This window comes from Mesobacillus jeotgali (assembly GCF_014856545.2).
Classification (GTDB): Bacteria; Bacillota; Bacilli; order Bacillales; family Cytobacillaceae; genus Mesobacillus.
Genome location: NZ_CP109811.1, coordinates 1511660 through 1533243, shown reverse-complemented (window position 1 = coordinate 1533243; position 21584 = coordinate 1511660). Strand labels below are relative to the sequence as shown.

Annotated in this window: 19 protein-coding genes and 1 riboswitch; of the genes, 5 read left to right on the top strand and 14 right to left on the bottom strand. The window is 41.7% G+C overall.

Going from position 1 to position 21584, the window contains the following annotated elements; all coding sequences use genetic code 11:
• Window positions 1-77 precede the first annotated feature (77 nt).
• A riboswitch (SAM riboswitch) is annotated at window positions 78-185 on the bottom strand.
• A 75-nt stretch (window positions 186-260) separates the two neighbouring features.
• The gene (locus FOF60_RS07535) at window positions 261-1442 is read right to left on the bottom strand and encodes a pyridoxal phosphate-dependent aminotransferase (RefSeq protein ID WP_192472667.1); all 1182 of its coding nucleotides are present in this window, start codon (window positions 1440-1442) and stop codon (window positions 261-263) included.
• Between the two features lie 126 nt (window positions 1443-1568).
• Here FOF60_RS07535 and FOF60_RS07530 point away from each other — a divergent pair, with 126 nt between their 5' ends.
• On the top strand, window positions 1569-2351 hold the full coding sequence (locus FOF60_RS07530; protein WP_192472690.1) for a carbon-nitrogen family hydrolase: 783 nt from the start codon (window positions 1569-1571) through the stop codon (window positions 2349-2351).
• 344 nt (window positions 2352-2695) lie between these two features.
• Here FOF60_RS07530 and FOF60_RS07525 read toward each other — a convergent pair whose 3' ends face one another.
• The 4 genes from FOF60_RS07525 to FOF60_RS07510 form a co-directional block, all read right to left on the bottom strand.
• Window positions 2696-3280 (bottom strand): DUF2087 domain-containing protein, encoded by a 585-nt coding sequence (locus tag FOF60_RS07525; RefSeq protein ID WP_192472666.1) that lies wholly within the window; start codon window positions 3278-3280, stop codon window positions 2696-2698.
• 160 nt (window positions 3281-3440) lie between these two features.
• Window positions 3441-5024 carry a PAS domain-containing sensor histidine kinase gene (locus tag FOF60_RS07520; protein WP_251613641.1) on the bottom strand — a complete coding sequence of 528 codons (1584 nt, stop codon included), beginning with the start codon at window positions 5022-5024 and terminating at the stop codon, window positions 3441-3443.
• A gap of 180 nt (window positions 5025-5204) precedes the next feature.
• Window positions 5205-7499 carry a thiamine pyrophosphate-dependent enzyme gene (locus FOF60_RS07515; RefSeq protein ID WP_192472665.1) on the bottom strand — a complete coding sequence of 765 codons (2295 nt, stop codon included), beginning with the start codon at window positions 7497-7499 and terminating at the stop codon, window positions 5205-5207.
• On the bottom strand, window positions 7499-8512 hold the full coding sequence (locus FOF60_RS07510; protein WP_192472664.1) for a 2-oxoacid:acceptor oxidoreductase family protein: 1014 nt from the start codon (window positions 8510-8512) through the stop codon (window positions 7499-7501). Before FOF60_RS07510 ends, FOF60_RS07515 begins: the two co-directional genes overlap by 1 nt.
• Window positions 8513-8840: 328 nt before the next feature.
• Between FOF60_RS07510 and FOF60_RS07505 the strand changes: the two genes are divergently transcribed.
• Together FOF60_RS07505 and FOF60_RS07500 are read left to right on the top strand one after the other, a co-directional pair.
• On the top strand, window positions 8841-9887 hold the full coding sequence (locus FOF60_RS07505) for an acyltransferase family protein (protein ID WP_192472663.1): 1047 nt from the start codon (window positions 8841-8843) through the stop codon (window positions 9885-9887).
• 152 nt (window positions 9888-10039) lie between these two features.
• Window positions 10040-11800 (top strand): B12-binding domain-containing radical SAM protein, encoded by a 1761-nt coding sequence (locus FOF60_RS07500; protein ID WP_192472662.1) that lies wholly within the window; start codon window positions 10040-10042, stop codon window positions 11798-11800.
• 23 nt (window positions 11801-11823) lie between these two features.
• On the opposite strand, the gene FOF60_RS07495 is transcribed toward FOF60_RS07500, so the two are convergent.
• Both FOF60_RS07495 and FOF60_RS07490 read right to left on the bottom strand, forming a co-directional pair.
• Window positions 11824-11970 carry a hypothetical protein gene (locus FOF60_RS07495; protein WP_192472661.1) on the bottom strand — a complete coding sequence of 49 codons (147 nt, stop codon included), beginning with the start codon at window positions 11968-11970 and terminating at the stop codon, window positions 11824-11826.
• On the bottom strand, window positions 11967-12128 hold the full coding sequence (locus FOF60_RS07490; protein WP_023615140.1) for a hypothetical protein: 162 nt from the start codon (window positions 12126-12128) through the stop codon (window positions 11967-11969). The genes FOF60_RS07495 and FOF60_RS07490 overlap by 4 nt, the downstream gene beginning before the upstream one ends.
• A gap of 137 nt (window positions 12129-12265) precedes the next feature.
• On the opposite strand from FOF60_RS07490, the gene FOF60_RS07485 reads away from it, so the two are divergent.
• Complete coding sequence (locus FOF60_RS07485) at window positions 12266-12613, top strand: DUF3905 domain-containing protein (protein ID WP_192472660.1); 348 nt, start codon at window positions 12266-12268, stop codon at window positions 12611-12613.
• Window positions 12614-12674: 61 nt separating this feature from the next.
• On the opposite strand, the gene FOF60_RS07480 is transcribed toward FOF60_RS07485, so the two are convergent.
• Window positions 12675-14030, bottom strand: a complete 1356-nt coding sequence (locus FOF60_RS07480; RefSeq protein ID WP_192472659.1) for a TrkH family potassium uptake protein — start codon at window positions 14028-14030, stop codon at window positions 12675-12677.
• A gap of 280 nt (window positions 14031-14310) precedes the next feature.
• Here FOF60_RS07480 and FOF60_RS07475 point away from each other — a divergent pair, with 280 nt between their 5' ends.
• A complete protein-coding gene (locus tag FOF60_RS07475) occupies window positions 14311-14511 on the top strand; it encodes an alpha/beta-type small acid-soluble spore protein (RefSeq protein ID WP_192472658.1) in 201 nt (66 codons plus the stop codon).
• A gap of 104 nt (window positions 14512-14615) precedes the next feature.
• On the opposite strand, the gene FOF60_RS07470 is transcribed toward FOF60_RS07475, so the two are convergent.
• The 6 genes from FOF60_RS07470 to FOF60_RS07445 form a co-directional block, all read right to left on the bottom strand.
• Window positions 14616-15677, bottom strand: a complete 1062-nt coding sequence (locus tag FOF60_RS07470) for an anti-sigma factor domain-containing protein (protein ID WP_192472657.1) — start codon at window positions 15675-15677, stop codon at window positions 14616-14618.
• Window positions 15674-16420 (bottom strand): RNA polymerase sigma factor SigI, encoded by a 747-nt coding sequence (gene sigI, locus FOF60_RS07465; RefSeq protein ID WP_192472656.1) that lies wholly within the window; start codon window positions 16418-16420, stop codon window positions 15674-15676. Before sigI ends, FOF60_RS07470 begins: the two co-directional genes overlap by 4 nt.
• Window positions 16421-16538: 118 nt before the next feature.
• Entirely contained in the window at window positions 16539-17693 is a 1155-nt protein-coding gene (locus FOF60_RS07460; protein ID WP_192472655.1) for a DUF5667 domain-containing protein, read from the bottom strand.
• A 323-nt stretch (window positions 17694-18016) separates the two neighbouring features.
• A complete protein-coding gene (locus FOF60_RS07455; RefSeq protein ID WP_225650324.1) occupies window positions 18017-18451 on the bottom strand; it encodes a hypothetical protein in 435 nt (144 codons plus the stop codon).
• A 333-nt stretch (window positions 18452-18784) separates the two neighbouring features.
• A complete protein-coding gene (locus FOF60_RS07450; protein WP_319801572.1) occupies window positions 18785-20332 on the bottom strand; it encodes an aldehyde dehydrogenase family protein in 1548 nt (515 codons plus the stop codon).
• 28 nt (window positions 20333-20360) lie between these two features.
• Window positions 20361-21458, bottom strand: coding sequence for an SDR family oxidoreductase (locus FOF60_RS07445; RefSeq protein WP_192472652.1), 1098 nt, complete (start codon window positions 21456-21458; stop codon window positions 20361-20363).
• Window positions 21459-21584: the final 126 nt, after the last annotated feature.

The window sequence follows — 21584 nt, the reverse complement described above, 5'->3', positions numbered from 1 at the left end:
TACTTATTGAATTCAGTTGTAATTTGGGCATAAAAAAACCTCTTCACAAAGAAGAGGTTAGAAAATACACTAAACTCTTCTCATCTTTCAGCTTTCGCTGCAAGAATTAGCACCGTGCCCAGCTAAATGCTGGATCGGTTGCCGGGCTTCATCGGGCTCGTCCCTCCGCCTGCTCTTGATAAGAAAATAATTTAATCAAGTTATTTAATTGGTTAAAGTAAATTTGTTAATTAGGATTATGTCAGGTTCGCAATTCAATGTCAACTATTTTTTTTGAATATTTCCAAGCTTTCAATTCTGCCGACTGCTTCACGCAATCTTTCTTCCGAAGTCAGCAAGCCAACCCTCACAAACCCTTCTCCATGTTCACCGAACCCTACACCTGGCGCAACTGCTATATGTGCTTTTTCCAGCAAGTAATCCGCGAATTCGACCGAAGTGAATGGTTCAGGGACCTTCAGCCAGGCAAAAAACGAGCCTTTTGGAGCAGTCACCTGCCAGCCAATATTCCTAAGGCCGTCAATGAGTACATTTCTCCTAGATTCATATAAATCATTTAGCTCAGCCACACATGCCTGCGGTCCCATCAAAGCTTCTGCCGCTGCCTCCTGGACAGCACCAAACAAGCTGACATACATATGGTCCTGCAGCAAGTTGATCGCAGCAATTACACTTTTATTCCCTGCCGCAAAGCCAACACGCCAGCCAGCCATATTATATGTTTTTGACAGAGTATAAATCTCAATGCCTACTTCCCTCGCGCCCTCGGACTGTAAAAAACTTTGCGGGCGGTTCCCGTCAAAGCCAATTCCTCCATAGGCAAAATCGTGAACTACACAAATTTCATTTTTTCGTGCCATCTCGATGGTTTGATCAAAAAATTTCTTATCGGCCACTGCACCCGTCGGATTATTTGGGTAGTTGAGGAACATCAGCTTTGCTTTATCCAATTCGTCTTCACTTAATTCAGCATAGTCAGGCAAAAAGTCATTCTCTTCCCGGAGTGGCATCGTCACCATCCTTGCCTTTGCCAGCTCGACACCAGACCAATAGTCAGGATAGCCGGGGTCAGGAACGAGAACCGTGTCTCCAGGATTCAACAGGCATTGAGGTATTTCTACCAGGCCGGCCTTACCTCCAAATAGGATGGCAATTTCCTCTTCCGGGTTAAGATCGACCCCGTATTCCCTTTTGTAAAATGCTGCTGCAGCTTCTTTTAAGGAGCGCAATCCTCTGAAAGGCGAATACTTATGATTAACCGGATTATCCGCAGCTTGCTTTAATCTCTCAACAATGTGCTGTGGAGTCGGCTGGTCAGGATTCCCCTGCCCCAGGTTTATTATGTCTGCCCCTTTTTCTGTATAAGCGCCCACCTTTTGCACCAGTGAAGCAAAAAACTGCTTGGGCAGGCTTTTCAGTAAATCTGATTGTGGAAATTCCATTTTCTCACCTGCTTAGGAAATATATTATTATTTCAAAATTTTAATTGAAATTCTAGTCACAAATGATATAACGTAAAGAGTAACTTGTAAAGATATAATTTTCAGAAAGTATGGCGGTGATGAATGATGAAATTTAAAATAGCATGCCTGCAAATGGATATTGCCTTTGGGGATCCTGCACAGAATTACAAAAACGCTTCTAAACTGATTGCACAGGCAAACGGTCAAAATCCTGATATCATAGTCCTTCCGGAGCTCTGGACTACTGGGTATGATCTGGATAATCTAAAAACCACTGCAGAAGAAGGAGCACAAGCAGCCAAAGTGTTTTTCAAGGATGCTGCTATGGAATACAGCTCCCATTTCATAGGCGGGTCTGTTGCCAATAAAACAGAAGCAGGCATTGAAAATACATTGCTTGTTTTTGATAAAAATGGAGAGCAGGCAGGAACCTACAGCAAGCTTCACTTATTCAAGCTAATGGATGAGCATTTGTATCTGGCTGCCGGCAAGGAAAAAGGGTTGTTTTCCTTGGATGGCCACAAGTTTGCCGGCCTGATTTGCTATGATATTCGGTTCCCGGAATGGGTTCGTGCTCATGCACTCCATGATGTCGAAGCGATGTTTGTTGTCGCTGAATGGCCAATCCAGCGGTTGGAACACTGGCGGGCATTGCTCATCGCCCGTGCGATCGAAAACCAATGCTTTATAGTAGCATGCAACCGTGCTGGTTCAGACCCTAATAATACTTTCGCCGGCCATTCAATGGTCATTAACCCATGGGGTGAAGTGATCGCTGAAGGTGGAGAAGGAGAGGAAATCCTCCTGACGGAAATCGATCTAGACGAGGTTAAGGAAGCAAGGAGCAGGATTCCTATCTTTACGGACCGCAGGCCAGAACTGTATTAAAACAAAAAGTGCAAGCGCCTTGGTCAGCACCGAAAAGCGCTGGAGGGCCGACCGGTGAAGTCGTTCTTTGACTTCATTGGCAGGACCGAAATCGAAAAGTATAGCCGACTGCCCAGAAACGCAGAACTGGAGACTCCGACAAAGAAGCGCTTTTGCTTATGCCGGCGGAGTTGAAGTTTCGGAGTTTCTAGGAGGCGACACTAGACAAGCGTCTCGAGATGCTAGGCGCTGAAGCTGGATTAGGAAGACCCAATAGTTATTCACAATTATTTAATTTCTTAACACTGTAAAAAACCGCCCAAGGTCTATGCCTAGGGCGGTTTTCATACTGTTCTTGAGGGAAATTACTCAGGTTTTGCCCACATTTCTTCAGGGTTCAATTCATAAATCCCATTTTCACGATACATGTAATGATTGATGATGAATTCTCTTCTGATTGTCGCATAATCCTCATGGAACTTTGTAATATATTCGTTCAATTCCTTTTCCGGATATTTTTTTCCGGCTTTCAAACCTCGGACCATGTATTCAAATACCATCAGCTTCTTCTTCCGTTGTGCCGGAATATTTTTTAATTTACCGTCTTTCGTCAAGAAATTCTCGAGCACCTTTTGCCTTTCGATATTTTGTTCAATCATCTCTTCCACCTTCCCTTCTTTTTTCTCGATTAACCTGCCTAGCGTCCTTGCCTGTTGCTTGATTACTGATTCATTCAGGTGAAAATAAATTGTATTTTTATCTCTGCGCTCAACAATGACATTTATATCCCGCAATTTCTTGATATGATGTGTGATTGTCGGCGGAGTAAGGCCCAGTTTTCCTGCAATCGCCTGGCCATGAAGCGGCCCATTTGCAAGTAATGCCACAATCCTGATCCTTGTCGGGTCTCCCATCGCTTTATGGAAAGCGACAATTTTGTCTAATTGCATAAAAACACTCCATTTAATTTAATATTTATCTAATTAGGTATATATCTAATATAAGGCATTCTCCGCAAAATTTAAAGGGGATTTGGAAATTTTTTTATTTTTCATGGATGTTTTATTTCTATGGCACCATTTCCCCCCACAGAAAAACGCCTGATTTATTTCAATCAGACGCTTCCTTGGTTATTGGCAAATAAATATGAAAGATCGTTCCGTGCCCCACTTCGCTCTCTATTTCGATAGTACCCCCGTGTTCTTCAATAATTTTGAAACTCACCATCAGGCCGAGCCCTGTTCCTCTTTCCTTTGTGGTGTAAAAAGGTTCACCAAGCTTTTTGATCTGATCCGCAGGGATTCCTTCGCCTTCATCCTTGATGCAAATATGTATTCTGTTCCCTGGAGCCTGACTGACAGTAACAGTCACAAAGCCCCCTTTTGCCATGACTTCTATTGCGTTTTTTATGATATTGATAAAGACCTTTTTTAATTGATTAGGTTCACACATGAGTTCTGGCAAATCATCGTCATAAATGGTTTTGATTTGCACATCATGGAGTACCGCCTGTGCGGTCAGAAGGGCCGCAGTCTCATCCATGATCCTTGAAATATTGGTATATTCGAATTTAATTGATTGCGGTTTGGCCAAAACCAGGAACTCATTGATGATCGAATCAATCCTCTGCAGTTCGGTCTTGATTACCTGGAAATATAGCGAATAAGCATCACCCGAGCTGCTCTCAAGCAGCTGGATGAACCCTTTTAGAGCGGTCATTGGATTGCGGATTTCATGTGCAATGCCTGCTGCCAGTTCCCCTAGCATATTGAGTGTATCTGATTTATGCAACTGGGCTTCCATCTCTATTTTTTCAGTGATGTTCCTAAAAACAATGAGATTCAAATTGTCGACCAAATGACGTTTAATACTGTATTCAAAATGCTTCATCCGGCCATTTGCATACGGAATGGTAATCCTGCCGTCAAGTCTCCCTTTCCGGAGCAATGACTGAATTTTTTCATCGATCAATTCTTCCGAGAGTCCTAGATTCATGAACAGCTTCCGGAAGTTCTCCTCTTTCAGGTCTTCCGGCTTCAATTCGAGTTTAGCCCTTCCTGAAGGATTGATCTCATAGTGCTTACAATTCTCATCCCAAAGAATCATACCCTCAATTGATCCTTCAAAAATTCTCCTGAAGCGCTCTTCACTTTTCCGGAGCTGCTGCTCCATATGATAGCGCTCACTTGCATCGCGGACAATGGTCATGTGAAAACCATCGCCAGCATTGAGCTTTACAGTGAATTCGAGCAGCCTTTTCTCCCCATTCGGCAGCAGAAAGAACGTTTCCTCACGCAATGCGCCTTTTTCATTGATCGTTTGTTTCATCTCTCTATATTTCTCGTCCTTTTTATAGATAAAGTCCGATATTTTATGCTTTAACAATTCATCCTGAGTGAGCCCGAAAATCTTGCAGGTTGCTTCATTAGCTGCAATGATTTGCCCGCATTTACCCCAGAACACAATTCCATCCAAAGTATCCAGGAAAAAGCTTTTTAGCAAACCCTCGTCCGTACTGAATTTATCAGCGAAATTTGTTGCCTGGCCTTCTGCAGAGGCCATATGTACAAAAGAGTCGGATGCTTTTCTCTGATCGCTATTGATCCTCTCTTTTAATGAGGAATTTTCTTGTTCTAAAGCGGCTATTTTTTCCTTCAGTGCCTTTATCTCATCTGCCTTGTTAGCACTACTCACCAGAAAGCCTCCTTGTCGGATTCCCATTTTTCTAGTAATTTCTACATAGATGGTAAAAATCCCTTTAAAATTGCGATTATTTCCTTGATATCCTGCTTTCTTTTCCAAATGGAGCTTATTCCAATAGTTTAGTATTTATAAAACCAAAAAGAGAAGCCAGGGCTCTGGCTTCTCTTAGTCTTATAGATACTCGTTCTCATGTTTTGCTTTAAGACGCTGCCATCTTTTTTCGACTTCTTCTTCAAATTCTACAAGCATATCTTTATTTTCTTCTTTTAATAAATGCTTGGTTTTTCCCATATATTTCAGCCAATCTGCTAATGGGATCTTCTTATTTTTCGCTTCAGGATCATAAGTTATATTTGTGATACCTTGTTCCACTTCGTATAACGGGAAGAAGTTCGAGTTCACAGCTGCTTCGACAATTGTCTGGCCAAAGCGATCCTCAGATTTCCAGTTGAGCGGGCATGTTATCAAAAGTTTACCGTAAACAGTACCTACATTTTGCGCATACCACTGAGCCTTTGCGGCCTTTTTCACTAGGTCCTGCGGGAAGGCTTCCGTTCCAGTGAATACATAAGGAATATTGGTAGATGCCATGATCTGGGCTGTATCCTTATGATGGAACGCTTTACCCTTTTGTGCCTTTCCGACGTTTGATGTGCTCGTCATATGGCCGAAAGGAGTGGAATAGGAAAGCTGGGACCCGGTGTTCATATAACCCTCGTTATCGTATTCGAGCATGATCAGTTTGTGTCCGCGAAGTGCCGTACCGATAGCCGAACCCATGCCAATGTCCATACCGCCATCTCCGGTAACCATAACGAAGGTCGCATCTGCTGACACTTCGATTTCACCGCGTCGCTTCAGTTCAAGGAATGCTTCGAGAGTACCTGATAACGTTGCCGCCCCATTCTGGAACAGGTTATGGATTGTCGTCTGCTTATGGGATGTGTGAGGATACGCAGTTGTGACTACATAAGCACAGCCCGTTTGGAATAGTATGACGAGGTCTCCTTCAATCCCTTTAAAGAATAGCTCCAGTCCGCCGAAGATGCCGCAGCCTGGACATGCGCCATGACCTGACGCAATTCGCTTCGGCTTTGTAGTCAAGGCTCTTAAAGGCGGAATTTTGACATTCAATTTATTCTTTTCTTCATCTCTTGTTACCTGGATCAGTCCTGAATTATAGACATCGCCATGCTGCGGTTCAATGACTTGCTTCAATGCTTTTTCAGGATCGCCAGCAACATGTCCGTAGTAGTCGAACGGCTTTTCTGCGTATCCTTTTTCCATAGCGTCAATTGCCATACCGAAAAATGCTTCAGCATCATCTGCATAGAAGTCCTTGCCGCCAAGTCCAAACACCCTGCTCTGGACGATTGTCGTATTTTCCCTGTCTTCCTGAAGCGCGGACTTAATTTCGTGCGTTAGGTTAGGCCCATGTCCACCGTAGGAGTCTGCTCGCTCACCAACAAGAAGTGATTTGACATTCTTCAGTGCTTCCCTGATTTCTTGTGCAGGGAACGGCCGGATGATATTTGGACTGATAACGCCGGCTTTGATTCCCTTCTCACGAAGTCTGTCTACAACATCCTTTGCAGACTCTGCTGCTGAGTTCAATAGGAACAGTGCTACGTCAGCATCTTCCATTTGATAAAGGTCAAGGATATCATAGTTTCTTCCTGATAGTTTTGCATATTCTGCTGCTACTTCTTTATAAACATCCTTCGCTCTGTACATTGCTTCTGACTGCTGGAAGTGGTTGTTGGTCAAGTCGTCGCCATTCATGTGCGCTCCGATTGTCAACGGCTTCTTAGGATCTCTGGCAAAATTATATTCCGTCGGTGCTTCGCCAACAAATCTCTGTACAACAGCCCTATCCTTGAAATAGTTCACTTTGCGTTTTTGGTGAGATGTAAAGAAGCCATCATAAGCTACCATTACAGGCAGTCGCACATCTGAGTGTTCTGCGATTTTCAGTGCCATTATGTTCATATCGTAGACAGCCTGTGGTGTCCTGGCGGTCAGAATAACCCATCCTGTATTTAACGCAAAATACAAATCTGAATGATCACCGCGGATATCAAGCGGACCGCTGATTGAACGAGTTACCAGGTTTAAGACCATTGGATAACGTGTACCGGATTGGACCGGGAGCTGCTCAAGCATATACATCAACCCGTTAGCGCTTGTTGCGTTGAACACGCGGGCTCCGGTTGCTGCTGCTCCATAACAGATTCCTGCAGAACCATGTTCTCCATCCGCAGGAATCAATTTGATATCATGCTCTCCCCTGGATTTCATCATATCCAGATACTGTGCAACTTCTGTAGAAGGGGTAATCGGGAAATAGCCCATAATATGATAATTAATTTGAGCTGCAGCCATCGCCGCCATTTCATTTCCTGATTCAAAGGTTGTCACCTGCTCTGCTGTACTCATTGCCTTCACATTTTCTTCAAGAACAGACATTAAGAAACCCCTCCAGTCACATAAGGATAGTTATGTTTAACTTGATTCTCCTCAGCATAGCCGATCATTTCCCTCAGCTCACTTAATGCAGTAGTAGGACATGCTTCTACACACTTCAGGCAGCCTTTGCAATATTGATAATCGATTCCCTTTAGGAACATTTGCTTTCTGCCTCGTTTGTCTTCTCCCTCTTCCCAAACAAAGCAATAATCAGGACATGCAGTATCACATGCAGCGCAGTTGATGCATTCCTGCTGATTGAATTGGGGCAGGAATCCCTGTCTGGAACCGCTTAAATCCTTGAGGACGCTGTTTGCCTGCGCTGTAATCACACCGCCGATTTCTTGTGTTTCATAACCAAGAAGCGGCATTGGACGTTTGAATTCTTTGCCCTTTGCACCTTCTTCAGGTGCGTATGTTTTAAAATGAACGTCATTGTAGCCTCTCTCGAACGTTCTGATATTCGGCTCGACTAAATGAGGATATTTCTTTTCAAAAGTTTTGCGGATGACATTTTTCATCGCTTCGGGATCAAGGAAGTCAATGATGCGGTACAATGCTCCTAGCATCGCTGTATTTACTTTCGTTTTTTCTTCCACTGCGATTGAAAGTGCATCAACAATTGCAAGTGTTCCATGCTCTAGATGAAGATCTTTTTTGATATCGTCAAAGTCTCTCGTTGAATTCACCAGCAGAATCCCGTCTGGGCGCAAACCGCTGACTACATCGACCATTTTATAAAGTGCCTCATGGAATACACCAACAACATGCGGCTCTTCTATTGGACTATGAACCCTGATCTCAGTATCAGGTTCACAGAAACGGATAAAGCTTTTCACCGGCGATCCTTTTTTCTCCGATCCATATGAAGAAAAGTTGGAACCGTTTAATCCAAGGCCCAAAACACCTGCTTCCGCAAGCATCTTTCCAGCAAGGTTTGCACCAAGCCCTCCAATCGACTCTAGCCGTATCTCATAAAAACCTAATTCATTCTTTTTCGGTAAGATAGACATAATCTCCCTCCCCAATTTGGTTATAAAAGGTAATTGACTTTAAAACATTCCCCACTAATAATTTTATAGACTTTACATTCATTAAGCTGTGACATATATCAAACATTTGAACTTTTTTTGAAACACACCCAAAAATATTAGACTTAATCCGTATGTTATAATGAAAAATCTTTTATATAACAGAAATAAAATTGTAATAGTACAGAAATAATTTTTCCTGATTTAGGAGCTTGTTCCTTAATTTTGAGCAAATAGCCTAGTTTGTTTTTATCCTATCAGGGGTAAATAAGGGTTAGTATTTTGGGGGTCTCTAATTAAGGGAGGAAATATGAAACAACAGCGAGATTACTACTTTGACAATGCCAAGTTCATCTTGATTTTTTTCGTCGTATTTGGCCATCTTTTGCGCTCGTTCATTGAAGACAATGAAATGATTTACAATATTTATAAAGTCATTTATACATTCCATATGCCGGCCTTCATTCTTGTTTCGGGATTTTTTGCAAGAGGCTTCAATAAAAAAGGCTATGTAATGAAAATAGCCAAAAAGTTAATATTGCCATATTTTATTTTTCAGCTTATCTATTCTATTTTTTATTATTTCCTTTACAGCAAGTCTACTTTTACGATGGATCCATTGAACCCTCATTGGTCTCTATGGTTTTTGATCAGCTTATTCTGTTGGAACATTATGCTGATTGGTTTTTCAAAACTTAAGGCACCAGTTGGACTGTTGATTGCTTTTGGATTGGGATTGGGTGTCGGATATGTAGACTGGATTTCCAACTATCTGAGCCTTTCGAGGACTTTTGTCTTCTTTCCATTGTTCCTGCTTGGGTACCATTTAACGAAGGACCATATAAAAACATTGACGAGGCCCGCCTTCAAAATTGGAGCATTGGCGGTCTTCACTGTAGTGTTTTTAGGATTCTTGTTCAACCCGGAAATAGATTATAAATGGCTCCTTGGTTCAAAACCTTATTCAATAATGGAAGCAGCTTCAATATCAAGCATGCTAACACGATTAGGCTTCTATCTATTAAGTCTGCTAATGGTGTTCAGCTTCTTGACCATCGTTCCAAAGAAACAATATTTCTTTACAAACCTTGGGAAGAATACGCTTTATGTCTACTTGCTGCACGGATTTTTTGTACGAACCTTCCGCGAAAGCGAAGTTCAGAACTTCTTCCATAGTCCTGAACGTATCCTTTTGCTGGCTGTCATCGCACTCCTGCTGACCTTCCTGTTGTCCAGCAAGTACGCTGCAGCAATCGCACAGCCGCTGATCGAATTCAAAACTTCAAGAATCAACCGGCTCAAAACCCGGTTCACAGCCATCCTGAGGTTCTATAGAAGGAAGATGTTGAGTAATTAGACATTCCGAAATATCAAGAATAGAAAGAGCCATTCTTCAAGAATGGCTCTTTTCCTTTATCTTCAACTGCATTCCACCTGTCTTTTTTGTCCAAACTGAGATATAATTTAAAGTTGATTTGCTGCTGGATTTTTACAAAGGAGATTATTTCAATGAAAATAGTTTTAACAACGCTTAACGCGAAATATATACACACAAACCTTGCAATAAGATACCTTAAGGCATATGCTCAGCCGGAGTTTGACGTGACGCTTGTTGAATATACAATCAAAGACCCTGCAATAAATATTGTCTCGGATTTGGTTCAAAAGCAGCCAGATGTTATTGGGTTCAGCTGCTACATTTGGAATATTGAAGAAACCATTAAAGTCATCAAGATGATTAAGAAAATCAATCCTGAAATAAAAATCATTGCAGGGGGACCAGAGGTTACTTACGACGTCCAGGAATGGATGAAGGAAGTGCCGGAGTTTGATTTCATCGTCATCGGTGAAGGTGAGCAGACATTCAAGCAGCTCCTTTCTGCACTAGCTTCAGGAACGGATTTTTCCGAAGTACCTGGCATAGCTTACCGAAAAAACGACATCATCCAAATGAATCCCCAGCGCAATAAGCTGGATTTGAAAGAACTTCCGTCTCCATATCGTTTTGAAGCTGACCTTCCCCATCTAGCTAAAAGGGTCACTTATTTGGAAACAAGCCGCGGCTGCCCGTTCAGCTGCCAGTTTTGCCTTTCCTCGATTGAAGTTGGGGTCCGGTACTTCGACCGGGAGAAGGTCAAGGAGGATATCCGTTACTTAATGTCAAACGGAGCAAAGACAATCAAATTCGTCGACAGAACGTTCAATATCAGCCGCAGCTACGCAATGGAAATGTTCCGTTTCCTGATTGATGAGCACTTGCCTGGGACGGTGTTCCAATTTGAGATCACTGCTGATATCATGCGCCCTGAGGTCATTGAATTCCTGAACCAGGAGGCGCCTGCCGGGTTGTTCCGCTTCGAAATCGGAGTCCAGTCGACTAATGATTACACAAACGAACTGGTCATGAGGAAACAGAATTTCGATAAGCTGAAGCGTACCGTAACTATGGTCAAGGATGGCGGAAAAATTGATCAGCATCTTGATTTAATCGCTGGCCTGCCGGAAGAAGATTATCAGTCGTTCAAAAAAACGTTCAATGATGTGTTTGCCATGCGTCCTGAAGAATTGCAGCTTGGCTTCCTGAAGATGCTTAGAGGGACGGGTTTGAGACTGAGAGCTGAACAACATGATTACGTGTATATGGATCATTCACCGTATGAAATCCTTGGGAATAATGTCCTTAATTTCAATGACATCATCAGGATTAAGCAGGTTGAAGATGTACTTGAGAAATATTGGAATGACCACCGGATGGATCGTACCATTGAATATCTTGTTACAAAGGTATTCCCATCGCCATTTGACTTCTTCCAGGATTTCGGTTCTTATTGGGAGACAAAAGGCTGGTCCCGGATTGGCCATCAGCTCGAAGACTTGTTCAAAAGGCTGTTTAGCTTTCTTCAGGAAAAAGGTGTAGATAATCTTGAAGCAATTGAAAGCCTGATGAAGTATGATTATCTTGCCAGCATGAAATACAAACCAAGAAAGCCATGGTGGGAACTAAGTCTGGACAAACAAGAGCGTTCCGAATTGTACCGCGGCATCATCCATAAACCTGAAGCCCTTGGCCATCAGTACTCCGAATTGAACATTAGTGAAAAAGATTTATATAAGCATACACTGCTTGAGAATATTAACATTGATCTCGAGACATTTATTGAAGATGGCGAAATTGAGCATTCTTCTTCATACATGCTTGTTTATTTTGATTCTAAAATGGAGCATCCTCAATTCTTCACTTTTAAGATGAAAGATGTAAAGCCGGCTTAACACAGCCGGCTTTTTACTTATGTTCATTTACAATCTTTATCTGCTTTCATTTTCGACTTTTTGCTATTAAAAGGGAGTTCATAAAGTTTTCCTGCATTTATATCGCCAAACTCCATGCCAAATTCGACGTTCAGCGGCTTTTGGTGCCGTCCTTCATGCTTTTTCATCATGATCTTCCTTTCCTGCCTTGCTTTGAATTTCTGTTCGCGAATTTGCCCGGATCTTCTCCATGGGCAAACTCTGCAGAAAATTCGCTTTCCTGAAGATTTTTCTTAGGTGTATTTGTATATTTAGCCAAAGCATTTCTTTCTGCCTTCCTCTTAGCCATTTTAACCACCTCCATACTTCTATTTTTTTCAATACACGATTAGCTATGTACTGAATTGATTACCTAAATTTACAATAGTGATTTTCTGATAAAAACCGGAATGAAACAAAAAATAAGCTTAAAAAGGAGGAGCTTAAATGGATGAAAAAGACCGGGACCTGAAACCATTGGATATCGAAGAAACCTTGCCTCATCAAATTAATGCTCCAAGCTTCAAGGATACTGGAATCGATATGAAGGCTCCGTTCAAAAATGAGCATGGAGTCATCATCGGGGACAGTCTATACGCATCAGAAAACTCCCCGCTCGAGAATTGGACTGACGAGACGGATCCCGCTGTCATGGCTGGCGATGAATGGGTCCATCCGACCAACGATATCGGTTGGAATACAGCAGAAAACAGAGAGCTTCTTGAGGAAAAAAGAAAACCGCAGGGCTATCCATTCATGCACCCTACAAAGGACGTAAGCAAAGGCCAAGATTAATAAAGCTCTTGAAAGTGAACAAAAAAAATCCGGGATATCCCGGATTTTTTGATATAAATCATTACCCTATTATCACACGCTCTTTTGGATAATGAACGCTTTCTTTCTCTGTTTTTCCGCCAATGATCAACAAGAAGGATATGACTCCAACTCTTCCGATGAACATCAAGATGATCAGAACCATTTTTCCGATATTTGAAAGCTCTGGCGTGATGCCCATGGATAGGCCTGTTGTTCCGAAAGCAGATGCAACTTCAAAAATAATGGCCAACAAGGATTGATTCTCTGTCACCATCAAGATAAGGACCGCAAAGAAACATATAAGAACAGCCATAATGGAAACAACCAAAGACTTGATAATATCATCCTGGTGCAATTCTCTGTTAAATATTTTAATTGCTCGCCTTCCTCGCGCAAAATGGTAAAGGAATAAGAGGTTTAGCGCGAAAGTTGTTGTTCGGATCCCACCGCCGACCGAGCTTGGTGATGCCCCGATGAACATCAAAGCTGCCATCAAAAACAATGTAGGGTCTGTAAAATCATTAACATCCATTGTCGCCAATCCACCGCTTCTGGTTGTGGTAGACTGGAAAAACGCATAAAAGAATGAATCCAGCAAAGATTTATCGGATAGGAAATGATTATATTCCAAACCCCAGATTGCAACTGTTCCAAAAATTAGAAGGCCGAGGAACGTAAGAGTTGTAATCTTAAGGAATAGTGAGAATCGGAACGGCCCGTTTTTTTTGTTTCTGAAAAGGAAACTTTTCAATTCAACCAGCACCGGGAAACCAATTGCACCAAGAGTAATCAATAGCATATTGATTGTAACCACAAAATAATCCTGAGCATATGGAATCAGTGAGGCCCCAGTAATATCAAACCCTCCATTTGTAGTGGCACTTACAGATGCAAACAAGCCATGGAGAAAAGCTTCTTGCCATGTCGGAAAGTATTTCAAGAAATATAAACCTAATAGAAGCGCACCAATAATTTCAATAATGACAATGATCAAAAGAATTTCTTTCAGCAGTTTCACGAGTCCTGACATGGAAGTCTGGTTCTGGTCCATCATAATCAATCTGCGTTCCTTCAGGCCTATTTTCTTCCTTATGATCAACCAGAAGAAAGTGCCAAGCGCCATAACACCAATTCCGCCGAACTGCAGGACAAACATAAGAATAAAGATTCCCGGCACCGTAAAGGTATCACGTACCGTAATAACTGATAATCCAGTCACACTGACGGCACTGGCAGCTGTGAATAATGCATCCATGAATGACCACTTTGCCCCGGGCTGTATGGCAACAGGCAAACTTAATAAGCTCATCGAGACAACTACCGCTATCAAATAATACGCAACAATAATTTGCGCAGGTGATAATTTGTCTAACCTTCTTCTAATATTAATCCACATAATTGCTATCCTTTCAGCCCTCATTCATATACATACCTATGATAAAGAATATCATCTGATTAATAAAGTACTTTCTTGCGATTGAAAGTCCCATTCTCCATTCCTTCAAGTTCAACTTTACCCTAAAGCCTGGCCTATCACCAAAAAAGACTTAAAATTAATATGGTAAACAAAAACCAAAAGGATAAAAGATTACCATTCATGAACTTACATTCTTTGCTCAAACTAACTTTACAGAGAAAAATACCTCTGTAAACTATCAAAGGAGTTGAAAACAAAAATGGCTCGAAATTCAAATAAATTGCTTGTTCCTGGCGTTGAACAATTCATGGACCAGGTTAAATATGAGATTGCTCAGGAATTCGGGGTTAATCTCGGTTCCGATACGGTTTCCAGAGCAAACGGTTCAGTTGGCGGAGAGATCACTAAACGACTGGTGCAGCAGGCACAGGCACAGCTCTCAGGACAAAACAAACAATAAATTAAAGATTTTGGCTATGGTTTAGGATATCCAATATCTCCACAAACAATTGAATATGAGCATGGAAAAAAGTCCGGATTGAATTCCGGACTTTTTAAAATTGGCTATTTTTTGCCAGGATTGTCTTTATTTTTTCCTGCTTGTCCCCTGTTCTTGCTGCTGGGTCCCTGCTGTGTGTCAGGCTTTTTTTCATTTTTATATTGCTTGCCGTCCTGATCAACACCGTTATTTTTCTTGTTGCTCTTATTAGCCTGTTTGTTGTTGCCCTGGCCATTATTGTTTTTGTCTTTATTGCTGTTTCCTTTGCCTTTTTCAGGTACGGACGGTTTTTCTTTGTTCGATTTCCCTTTCGGAACTTCAGGATTATTCTTCTTATCCTGACCTGGCGGTACCTTCTTTTCAGGTTGTGGAACAACAGTTTCAGCAGGTTTTTTCTTGCCAGGCTCTGGGTTGGCTTTTTTAAGCTTGTCAGCAGGCTTTACTGCAGGCCTTGGTATATCTTTTTGCTTTTCCTTGTATACACCCGTTGTTACACCCTGCTTTTGGGCCTTCTCCCTGTCTTCACTTGTGGCCTCCATAACCTTGAAATTCAGGTCTTCATCTTGTTTTGATTTTTTAATTTCAGATATCTTTTTTTCTAACTTTTGATCAACAGATTCTTTTGCCTTTTTATTATGGACCGTTGCGATGACAACATCATTCTTTTCTTTGAAGAATCCCTCTTCCTCGATTTCCTCAAGGATCATTTCTGCCACCGTCGCTGCATCCTTCTTCTTCCAGTCTTTTATCTCCGCTATGATTTCTTCCCCTTCAGGATTATACCCTTTCATACGAAGGACCTTTAAATCATCATTTACTGCCAGTTCAATGCTTGGATTAACATCAATGGACATATAAGCGTAAACCTGTCCGTTTTGGTACGCAGGAACAAGCGCAGTCATCGCAAGCATGAATACTGCTGCAAGCGCAATACTTCTTGTCTTAAAGCTATTTAAAAACGATAGATTGAATCTTTTCTTTTTAACTGTTAGCGTTTCTGGAAAAAAGTGAATTTCTTCTCCTACCTGATAATCTTGTTGAAGCTTTCGGGCCCGTAAAAACTCGCCTTCGGGGGTCAACAATGTTAGGTAAAGATCATTGATTTCAAGGATAACCCCTTTTCTCATGTCTCTAACACCCCTTTAATATAATCCTTTAGATATACATAATCCCCAATTAAAATAAGTGCAATTGCAATAATATATTTTCTGTTTCTCTCTATGGTTTTTCTGCTGACATTGACCATGTCTTCTAATTGCTTGATTGGCAAGCGTTTTTTATCAAGAAGCAAATTCTTTAACTCCTCGTTTTCAACCATTGATTTTGCAACAAGCATGGCGTTTTTACGCGCATCTGCATGTTTAGGCGACTGCTCGAGCAAGTCCTGGAAAGATAGGTCGAAATCTTTCAGGATACCCTGGAATTGAATGATTTCTTCTCTTCTGAGTTCCTGTTCAGTTTTCTTTCTAAACTCATCAAGAGAAAGCTCATCTTCAATCGTCGACCTCTGTTGTTCTTCCTCAGTCGGGTCATTCGATATATGGAAGCTCAGGTTTTGATTCCGGCTCTGCTGGCGGATATAATCAATTACCCTTCGCTTAATCATGACTTCTGCAAAGCTTAATAATGAATTCCCTTTTTCAGATGAATATTTCTGGATTGCCTCATTAAAAGCGATGAGGCCAATGCTAAATTCATCGTCCGACTCATGTATGTATCTCTTGCAGACAGACGAAACAGTCTTTGCAATAAATGGCTTGTAAGAATCAATTAATTCTTCTCTTAAAGCAACATCCCCCTGGTGGATCTTTTCTACGGTTTCTTCCAGCGGCCTGCGCTTTTTCTTTGCCATGAACAATAAACTTAGCAATAGCCTCACCTCTTTTCTTCCCACATTATATCACAGTCTGTCAATTATGCTTTTGTGGTTAGGCAGTGAAAAGATAGCCAATCATGGCTATCTTTTCGAGTCTATTGTTCATTTTGCATTAGTTTTTATCGTTGCCTTTTCCGTTGCCATTGCCTTTATTTCCATGGTGATTAGATTTCTTTTCTGCTTTCTTTTCCTGCTTTGCCTGTTGTTTTTCTGCTTTCTTTTGCTGTTTAGCTTCCTTGCGCTCTTGTTTTTCAGCAGCTTTTTCTGCTTTACGCTCTTGTTTAGCTTTTTCTTTTTCAGCCTTTGGCGATACTACTGGAACTACATTTGCGTCCTCATTTACAGGCAATGTTTCATCAGCAGGCTCTTCAACTGCAGGTGTTTCATCAGCAGGCAAAAGATCTGGCTCTACTATCGGCTCTAATTCTACTGGCTCAGCCGTTTGGGTATCTTCTTCTTCCTCAACAGGCTTCTCTGCATATTTACCTTCTAATTTAGCCAATTTCTTAGCCATCTTTGCGTATGTTTTGTCAATGTTCTTTTGAAGCTGTGCTCTTGCATTGTCATTGCCAACGTGTTCCATGGCGGCTTTCAATGCTACGATATTCTGTCTGAGCATTCCTTCAATTTCTTCGAAAGGGTCTTCGTTTACAACTTCTTCTTCCTCTGAAACTTCTTCTGCATCTTCGTCACTTGGCTCTTCCGCGACTACATCATCTGCAGGCTCATTGCCATCTTCAGTTAATTCTTCAGATTCTGTTTCTTCATCAGAGCTAACTTCTTCTTCCGTGCCGGTTTCTTCTTCTGAGTCAGTATCTTCTTCCTTTGAACCTTCCTCATCTACAATTTCCTGTGAAGATTCCATGTATTCAACAGCAGCTTCGATCACTTTAAGGGCTTCTTCTTCTTTTCCCTCAGCGAATAAAGCACTTGCTTCTTGAAGGCGTTCTGCTGCGTATGTAGCAAGCAATTCTGCTTCTTTAGCATTATCAAGTGTAAAAGCGAGCCTTATTTTCTCCAATGCGATTTTGGCAAAATAGAAGAAGTCACCTGGAATCAAAGATGGATTTGTCTCTTCAAGGTCATCGACCTGTGTTTTTGCTTCTTCAATCTCTTCCGGGCTGACATTTTGCAGTTCTACAGTCTCAACCTCAGAATAGTTTCCTTCTGCCATTGCAATTGGCGAAAATGTAAATGTTCCAGCAAGCACCAAAGCCAATGTACTCTTGGCGATTTTTTTCATCTCTTGGTTTGAAAGTTTCTTCATTCGTCATTCACCTCATAAGTTTGTGGAGCGGCCGCTTTAATCACTACAAAGTTACGTATACGCTTACTATGGTATGGGGGTTTTTTAGAAAAAAATAAAAAGCTTCAGTCAAAACTTGACTGAAGTATTAAGAATATTGTTGTTATATCAGGATTTATAAGGAATTTTACCTTTTAAAATTTTAATGAGGGCAGATTCAGCAGCCCTGGTCCGTCAATGGAAATGGGTCATGCTAGGCAAGCTGGCAGACCGTTTACAAACCAGGAAAGATGATTCCCCAAGGCAAGTAATGCTTTTAATATGTAATTGGGAACCCATCAATTCTAGTTGTAATAAAACTTAAGTAATAAACTCCTGATCAAAAATCCGGTGATCACTCCGGGAATCACAAATAGCATTGGAAGGAAAACAGGTCCTGGAAACAAACCAAATAGTTTAACCTTCGGTGATATCATCAAACCTACTGTTACGAAGTAGGCAGAAAATACAAAAGGCAAAAAGGTTATTTTTTCGTCTTCAGGCATAACGCTCCTATACGCATCCCACATGGCGAACATATATAAACATGGGTAAAACATCAGCCACTGGTAGTCGAGGACATACATGGCCTTTTCTGTCTCCCCAAGGAAGCTGTACATTATTCCTTTATTAAAATTACTATTCACGTTAACAAGGAACTCGAGAATGACAAAGAAGATCCCCTTTATGAGTTTTCCAGTCAGCAGCTGGGCAAACCCTGGAAGTGCGATGCTCCACATTACCGCTTCTAGTTTGGTTAGTTTCTTTTTTATCGCCACGTTATGTTTCATCCTTTAGTCATATTATTGATGCTTTATGAATGCTATTTTTTCCCCAAAGTGTTAACAGGACAACTTAGAAATCCGTGCTTTCAAAGTCCTTCGCATCTTGCTACTTGTTTTATATTGTCCAAATTGTGCTTTGAATTATCATTTTCCCAGTTATTTGTTAAATTTATTTCACAATCCAATACACACGGAAATTTAACTTTTGAAAAAGTTTAACCACACTTCTTCTATGTCAGACTTCAAAAACATAAATGAAGCCGCCCCGGAAGTCGGGACGGCTGATAATTATTTGTTGCGTTTTAAAAGGGCAATATAGTTTTTAGCAAAATTAAGCCAATCTCTTTTTTCGGTAAAATAGCTTTGGAATAATTTCAGGAACAATGGATACTTGCCTTTATAAGGGTACCATTGAATTTCCGATTTCATGAAACCCATGTCTTCCATGATTGCTTTTTCATGACAAAAGATTCTCAATCCGGCCTCCGAATGGTATCTGCCAATGCCACTTTCCTTGGTTCCTCCAAAAGGAAGGCCATGGTTTGCCACAGTAATGATTACATCATTGATAACGACAGCTCCAGACACCAGTCTGGATGCGACACGACGAGCTTTAGCTTTATCCCTGGTCCAGACACTCGCATTCAGGCCAAACACGGTTCCATTGGCATATTCAATTGCTTCTTCTTCCGTGTCAAATGGAACAACCGGAAGCAACGGACCGAAAGATTCTTCCTGGATGATCTTCATATCTTGCTTCACTTCAGTAATGACTGTCAGCGGCAGGAACATGTCTCCCTTCCAATCAGAAGGCTTCAGACCAGTCTCCAATTTCGCTCCCCGTTCAATCGCTTCATCCAACTGTGCTTTCACCACTTCTTTCTGGCCCGGAAAAGTCATAGACCCGATATCTGAATCCAGGTCTGTCCCCTGCTGAAGAGAATTGACTTCTTTTTTCAACTTTTCAAGGAACTTGCCATAAATCGATTTTTGCACATATAATCGCTCAGCACTCATGCAAACCTGTCCGCTGTTTGTAAAAGCACCCCAGGCAGCTGCTTTCACAGCCCTGTCGAGATTTGCATCATCAAATACAATCATCGGATCCTTGCCGCCAAGCTCAAGAGTTGTAGGAATTAAATCCTTTGCAGCCTGCTGCTGGATGATTTTCCCCGTACGGACCGAGCCTGTAAAGAAGATATAATCTGGTTTGCCCGCAGTAAAAGCAGCACCCACCTCTTTGCCGCCATGTGCGACCTGAACTGTTCCTTCAGGAAAGCCTGAACGACGGAACAAGTCCTCGATGCATTTTCCAACAAGCGGAGTTACTTCTGATGGTTTTAGGATGACCGAATTGCCTCCAGCGAGTGCGCTGATCATCGGAACCATTGCCAGCTGCAAAGGGTAATTCCAGGGAGAAATTACAAGTACAACACCACGGGGCATATATTCAATAAATGACTTTTTTCCGATTAGCAATAAGGGTGTTTTCACTTTCTTCCTGCTGAGAACTTTTTCAGCATGCCTGATAATATGGTCGATCGCATCAAGTGTCGGCATAATATCGGCCACAATTGACTCGGTCAACACCTTGCCTGTATCATCTGATATGATTTTTGCAATCTGGTCCATTTCATCAACCATCAGCTGCTTCAGATTCTTTAAATACCTGATCCGTTCAGAAATCGCTAGGCCGCTCCAGTTCCCAAAGCTTTCCCGCGCCTTCTGATAAAAAAACGGAACTTCATAGACAGGCGTCTCTTCAATTTCAGCAATAACCTTTCCTGTTGCTGGTGCCACAACAGACATCTTGCGAACTTCTTCAACTGAATGCACGTTCATTCACCTGCCAAAAAAATGAGATTTACACTATGTTGATCTGATATTGAGACTTATGTTTGTTTTCCTGATAAAAAGTCGCCATTGCGGCAATCCCTTCCTTGAAGTCCGGGCATTTGATTCCGGAATCCTTCAGATCGTCCTGAGCATGGGATGAATCGAAAGTGCCTCTCCATGTAAAATAATCAAGAGCTTCTTTTTCGACTCCCAAGTACCTCCTAAGCACCCGGAAATTGAGGCCTCCCTTTGCCAGTGCCAATGGTACAGAACCTTTAGGCTGCTTCTTCAATAATTCAAACATCATCATTTCATAAAGCTCAGACACCTTGTATGGTTTAGGGTCTGTAAGATGATAGGTTTTTCCTGCTCCTTTATCGGAAAATGTCAAATAGGTTGTCGCTTCAATAATATAATCCACGGGTACAAGATTGACAACCGTATCGCCTTTGCCAAGCTTTGGCAAAAATGGCATGAAGCTAAGACGGTCGATAAAATTCATGATAAAATACGGACCATCAAACTTGATTGTTTCTCCTGTTGTTGAATGGCCCTTAACAATCCCTGGCCGGATGATCGTGACAGGTACTTCAGATTTCAATGCGTCTACAAGGACTTCTGCTTCATATTTTGTTTCTTCGTAATAGTTTTTGAAACCAGGTGGCTTGATTAATTCATCCTCGTACAGTATACCTTCCCGTTTGCCGGCAACAAAAGCGGTGCTGAAGTACGTATATCGCTGGATATTTTTCAATGTCTTCGCCCAATCATTTACGTTCCGTGTTCCATCTACATTCACACGATAGGCAATTTCCTTCGGGACTGCGAGATCGTAGATTGCTGCCAGATGGAAAACATGTGTTACTTCCAACTCGAGTTGAGCTTGTTTGTCTGGGTCAATAGCCAGGCCAGGAGCCGTGATGTCCCCTTCGATAATCTCAAACTGGTTCTCAGCCAGGCTAAAACCCTGGATGATTGCCGCTCTCTCATCCACTGCCTTATCGACCATATTTGGCAGTACTAAAACATGGAATTTTCCTTTGCCATCATTTTTACGCAAAATCTCTCGAATCAATTGATTGCTGATGAATCCAGGAAATCCTGTAAAAAAGTATCCGTACTCCATGAGTATCCTCCTCAACATTCATTAGCTATATTTTAACGATAAGCGCTTACATCCGCAATAACTTTGCTGACTATTCTGAAAAATACGATAAATATCGGGGTACAGCTGTTCAAGGCATCTCCCCGT

Excerpts from the sequence above, each read along its gene's own strand:
- FOF60_RS07535 (WP_192472667.1), bottom strand. The coding sequence starts at position 1,442 with ATGGAATTTCCACAATCAGATTTACTGAAAAGCCTGCCCAAGCAGTTT.
- FOF60_RS07530 (WP_192472690.1), top strand. The coding sequence starts at position 1,569 with ATGAAATTTAAAATAGCATGCCTGCAAATGGATATTGCCTTTGGGGAT.
- FOF60_RS07525 (WP_192472666.1), bottom strand. The coding sequence starts at position 3,280 with ATGCAATTAGACAAAATTGTCGCTTTCCATAAAGCGATGGGAGACCCG.
- FOF60_RS07515 (WP_192472665.1), bottom strand. The coding sequence starts at position 7,499 with ATGTCTGTTCTTGAAGAAAATGTGAAGGCAATGAGTACAGCAGAGCAG.
- FOF60_RS07510 (WP_192472664.1), bottom strand. The coding sequence starts at position 8,512 with ATGTCTATCTTACCGAAAAAGAATGAATTAGGTTTTTATGAGATACGG.
- FOF60_RS07505 (WP_192472663.1), top strand. The coding sequence starts at position 8,841 with ATGAAACAACAGCGAGATTACTACTTTGACAATGCCAAGTTCATCTTG.
- FOF60_RS07500 (WP_192472662.1), top strand. The coding sequence starts at position 10,040 with ATGAAAATAGTTTTAACAACGCTTAACGCGAAATATATACACACAAAC.
- FOF60_RS07495 (WP_192472661.1), bottom strand. The coding sequence starts at position 11,970 with ATGATGAAAAAGCATGAAGGACGGCACCAAAAGCCGCTGAACGTCGAA.
- FOF60_RS07490 (WP_023615140.1), bottom strand. The coding sequence starts at position 12,128 with ATGGCTAAGAGGAAGGCAGAAAGAAATGCTTTGGCTAAATATACAAAT.
- FOF60_RS07485 (WP_192472660.1), top strand. The coding sequence starts at position 12,266 with ATGGATGAAAAAGACCGGGACCTGAAACCATTGGATATCGAAGAAACC.
- FOF60_RS07480 (WP_192472659.1), bottom strand. The coding sequence starts at position 14,030 with ATGTGGATTAATATTAGAAGAAGGTTAGACAAATTATCACCTGCGCAA.
- FOF60_RS07475 (WP_192472658.1), top strand. The coding sequence starts at position 14,311 with ATGGCTCGAAATTCAAATAAATTGCTTGTTCCTGGCGTTGAACAATTC.
- FOF60_RS07470 (WP_192472657.1), bottom strand. The coding sequence starts at position 15,677 with ATGAGAAAAGGGGTTATCCTTGAAATCAATGATCTTTACCTAACATTG.
- FOF60_RS07460 (WP_192472655.1), bottom strand. The coding sequence starts at position 17,693 with ATGAAGAAACTTTCAAACCAAGAGATGAAAAAAATCGCCAAGAGTACA.
- FOF60_RS07455 (WP_225650324.1), bottom strand. The coding sequence starts at position 18,451 with ATGTGGAGCATCGCACTTCCAGGGTTTGCCCAGCTGCTGACTGGAAAA.
- FOF60_RS07445 (WP_192472652.1), bottom strand. The coding sequence starts at position 21,458 with ATGGAGTACGGATACTTTTTTACAGGATTTCCTGGATTCATCAGCAAT.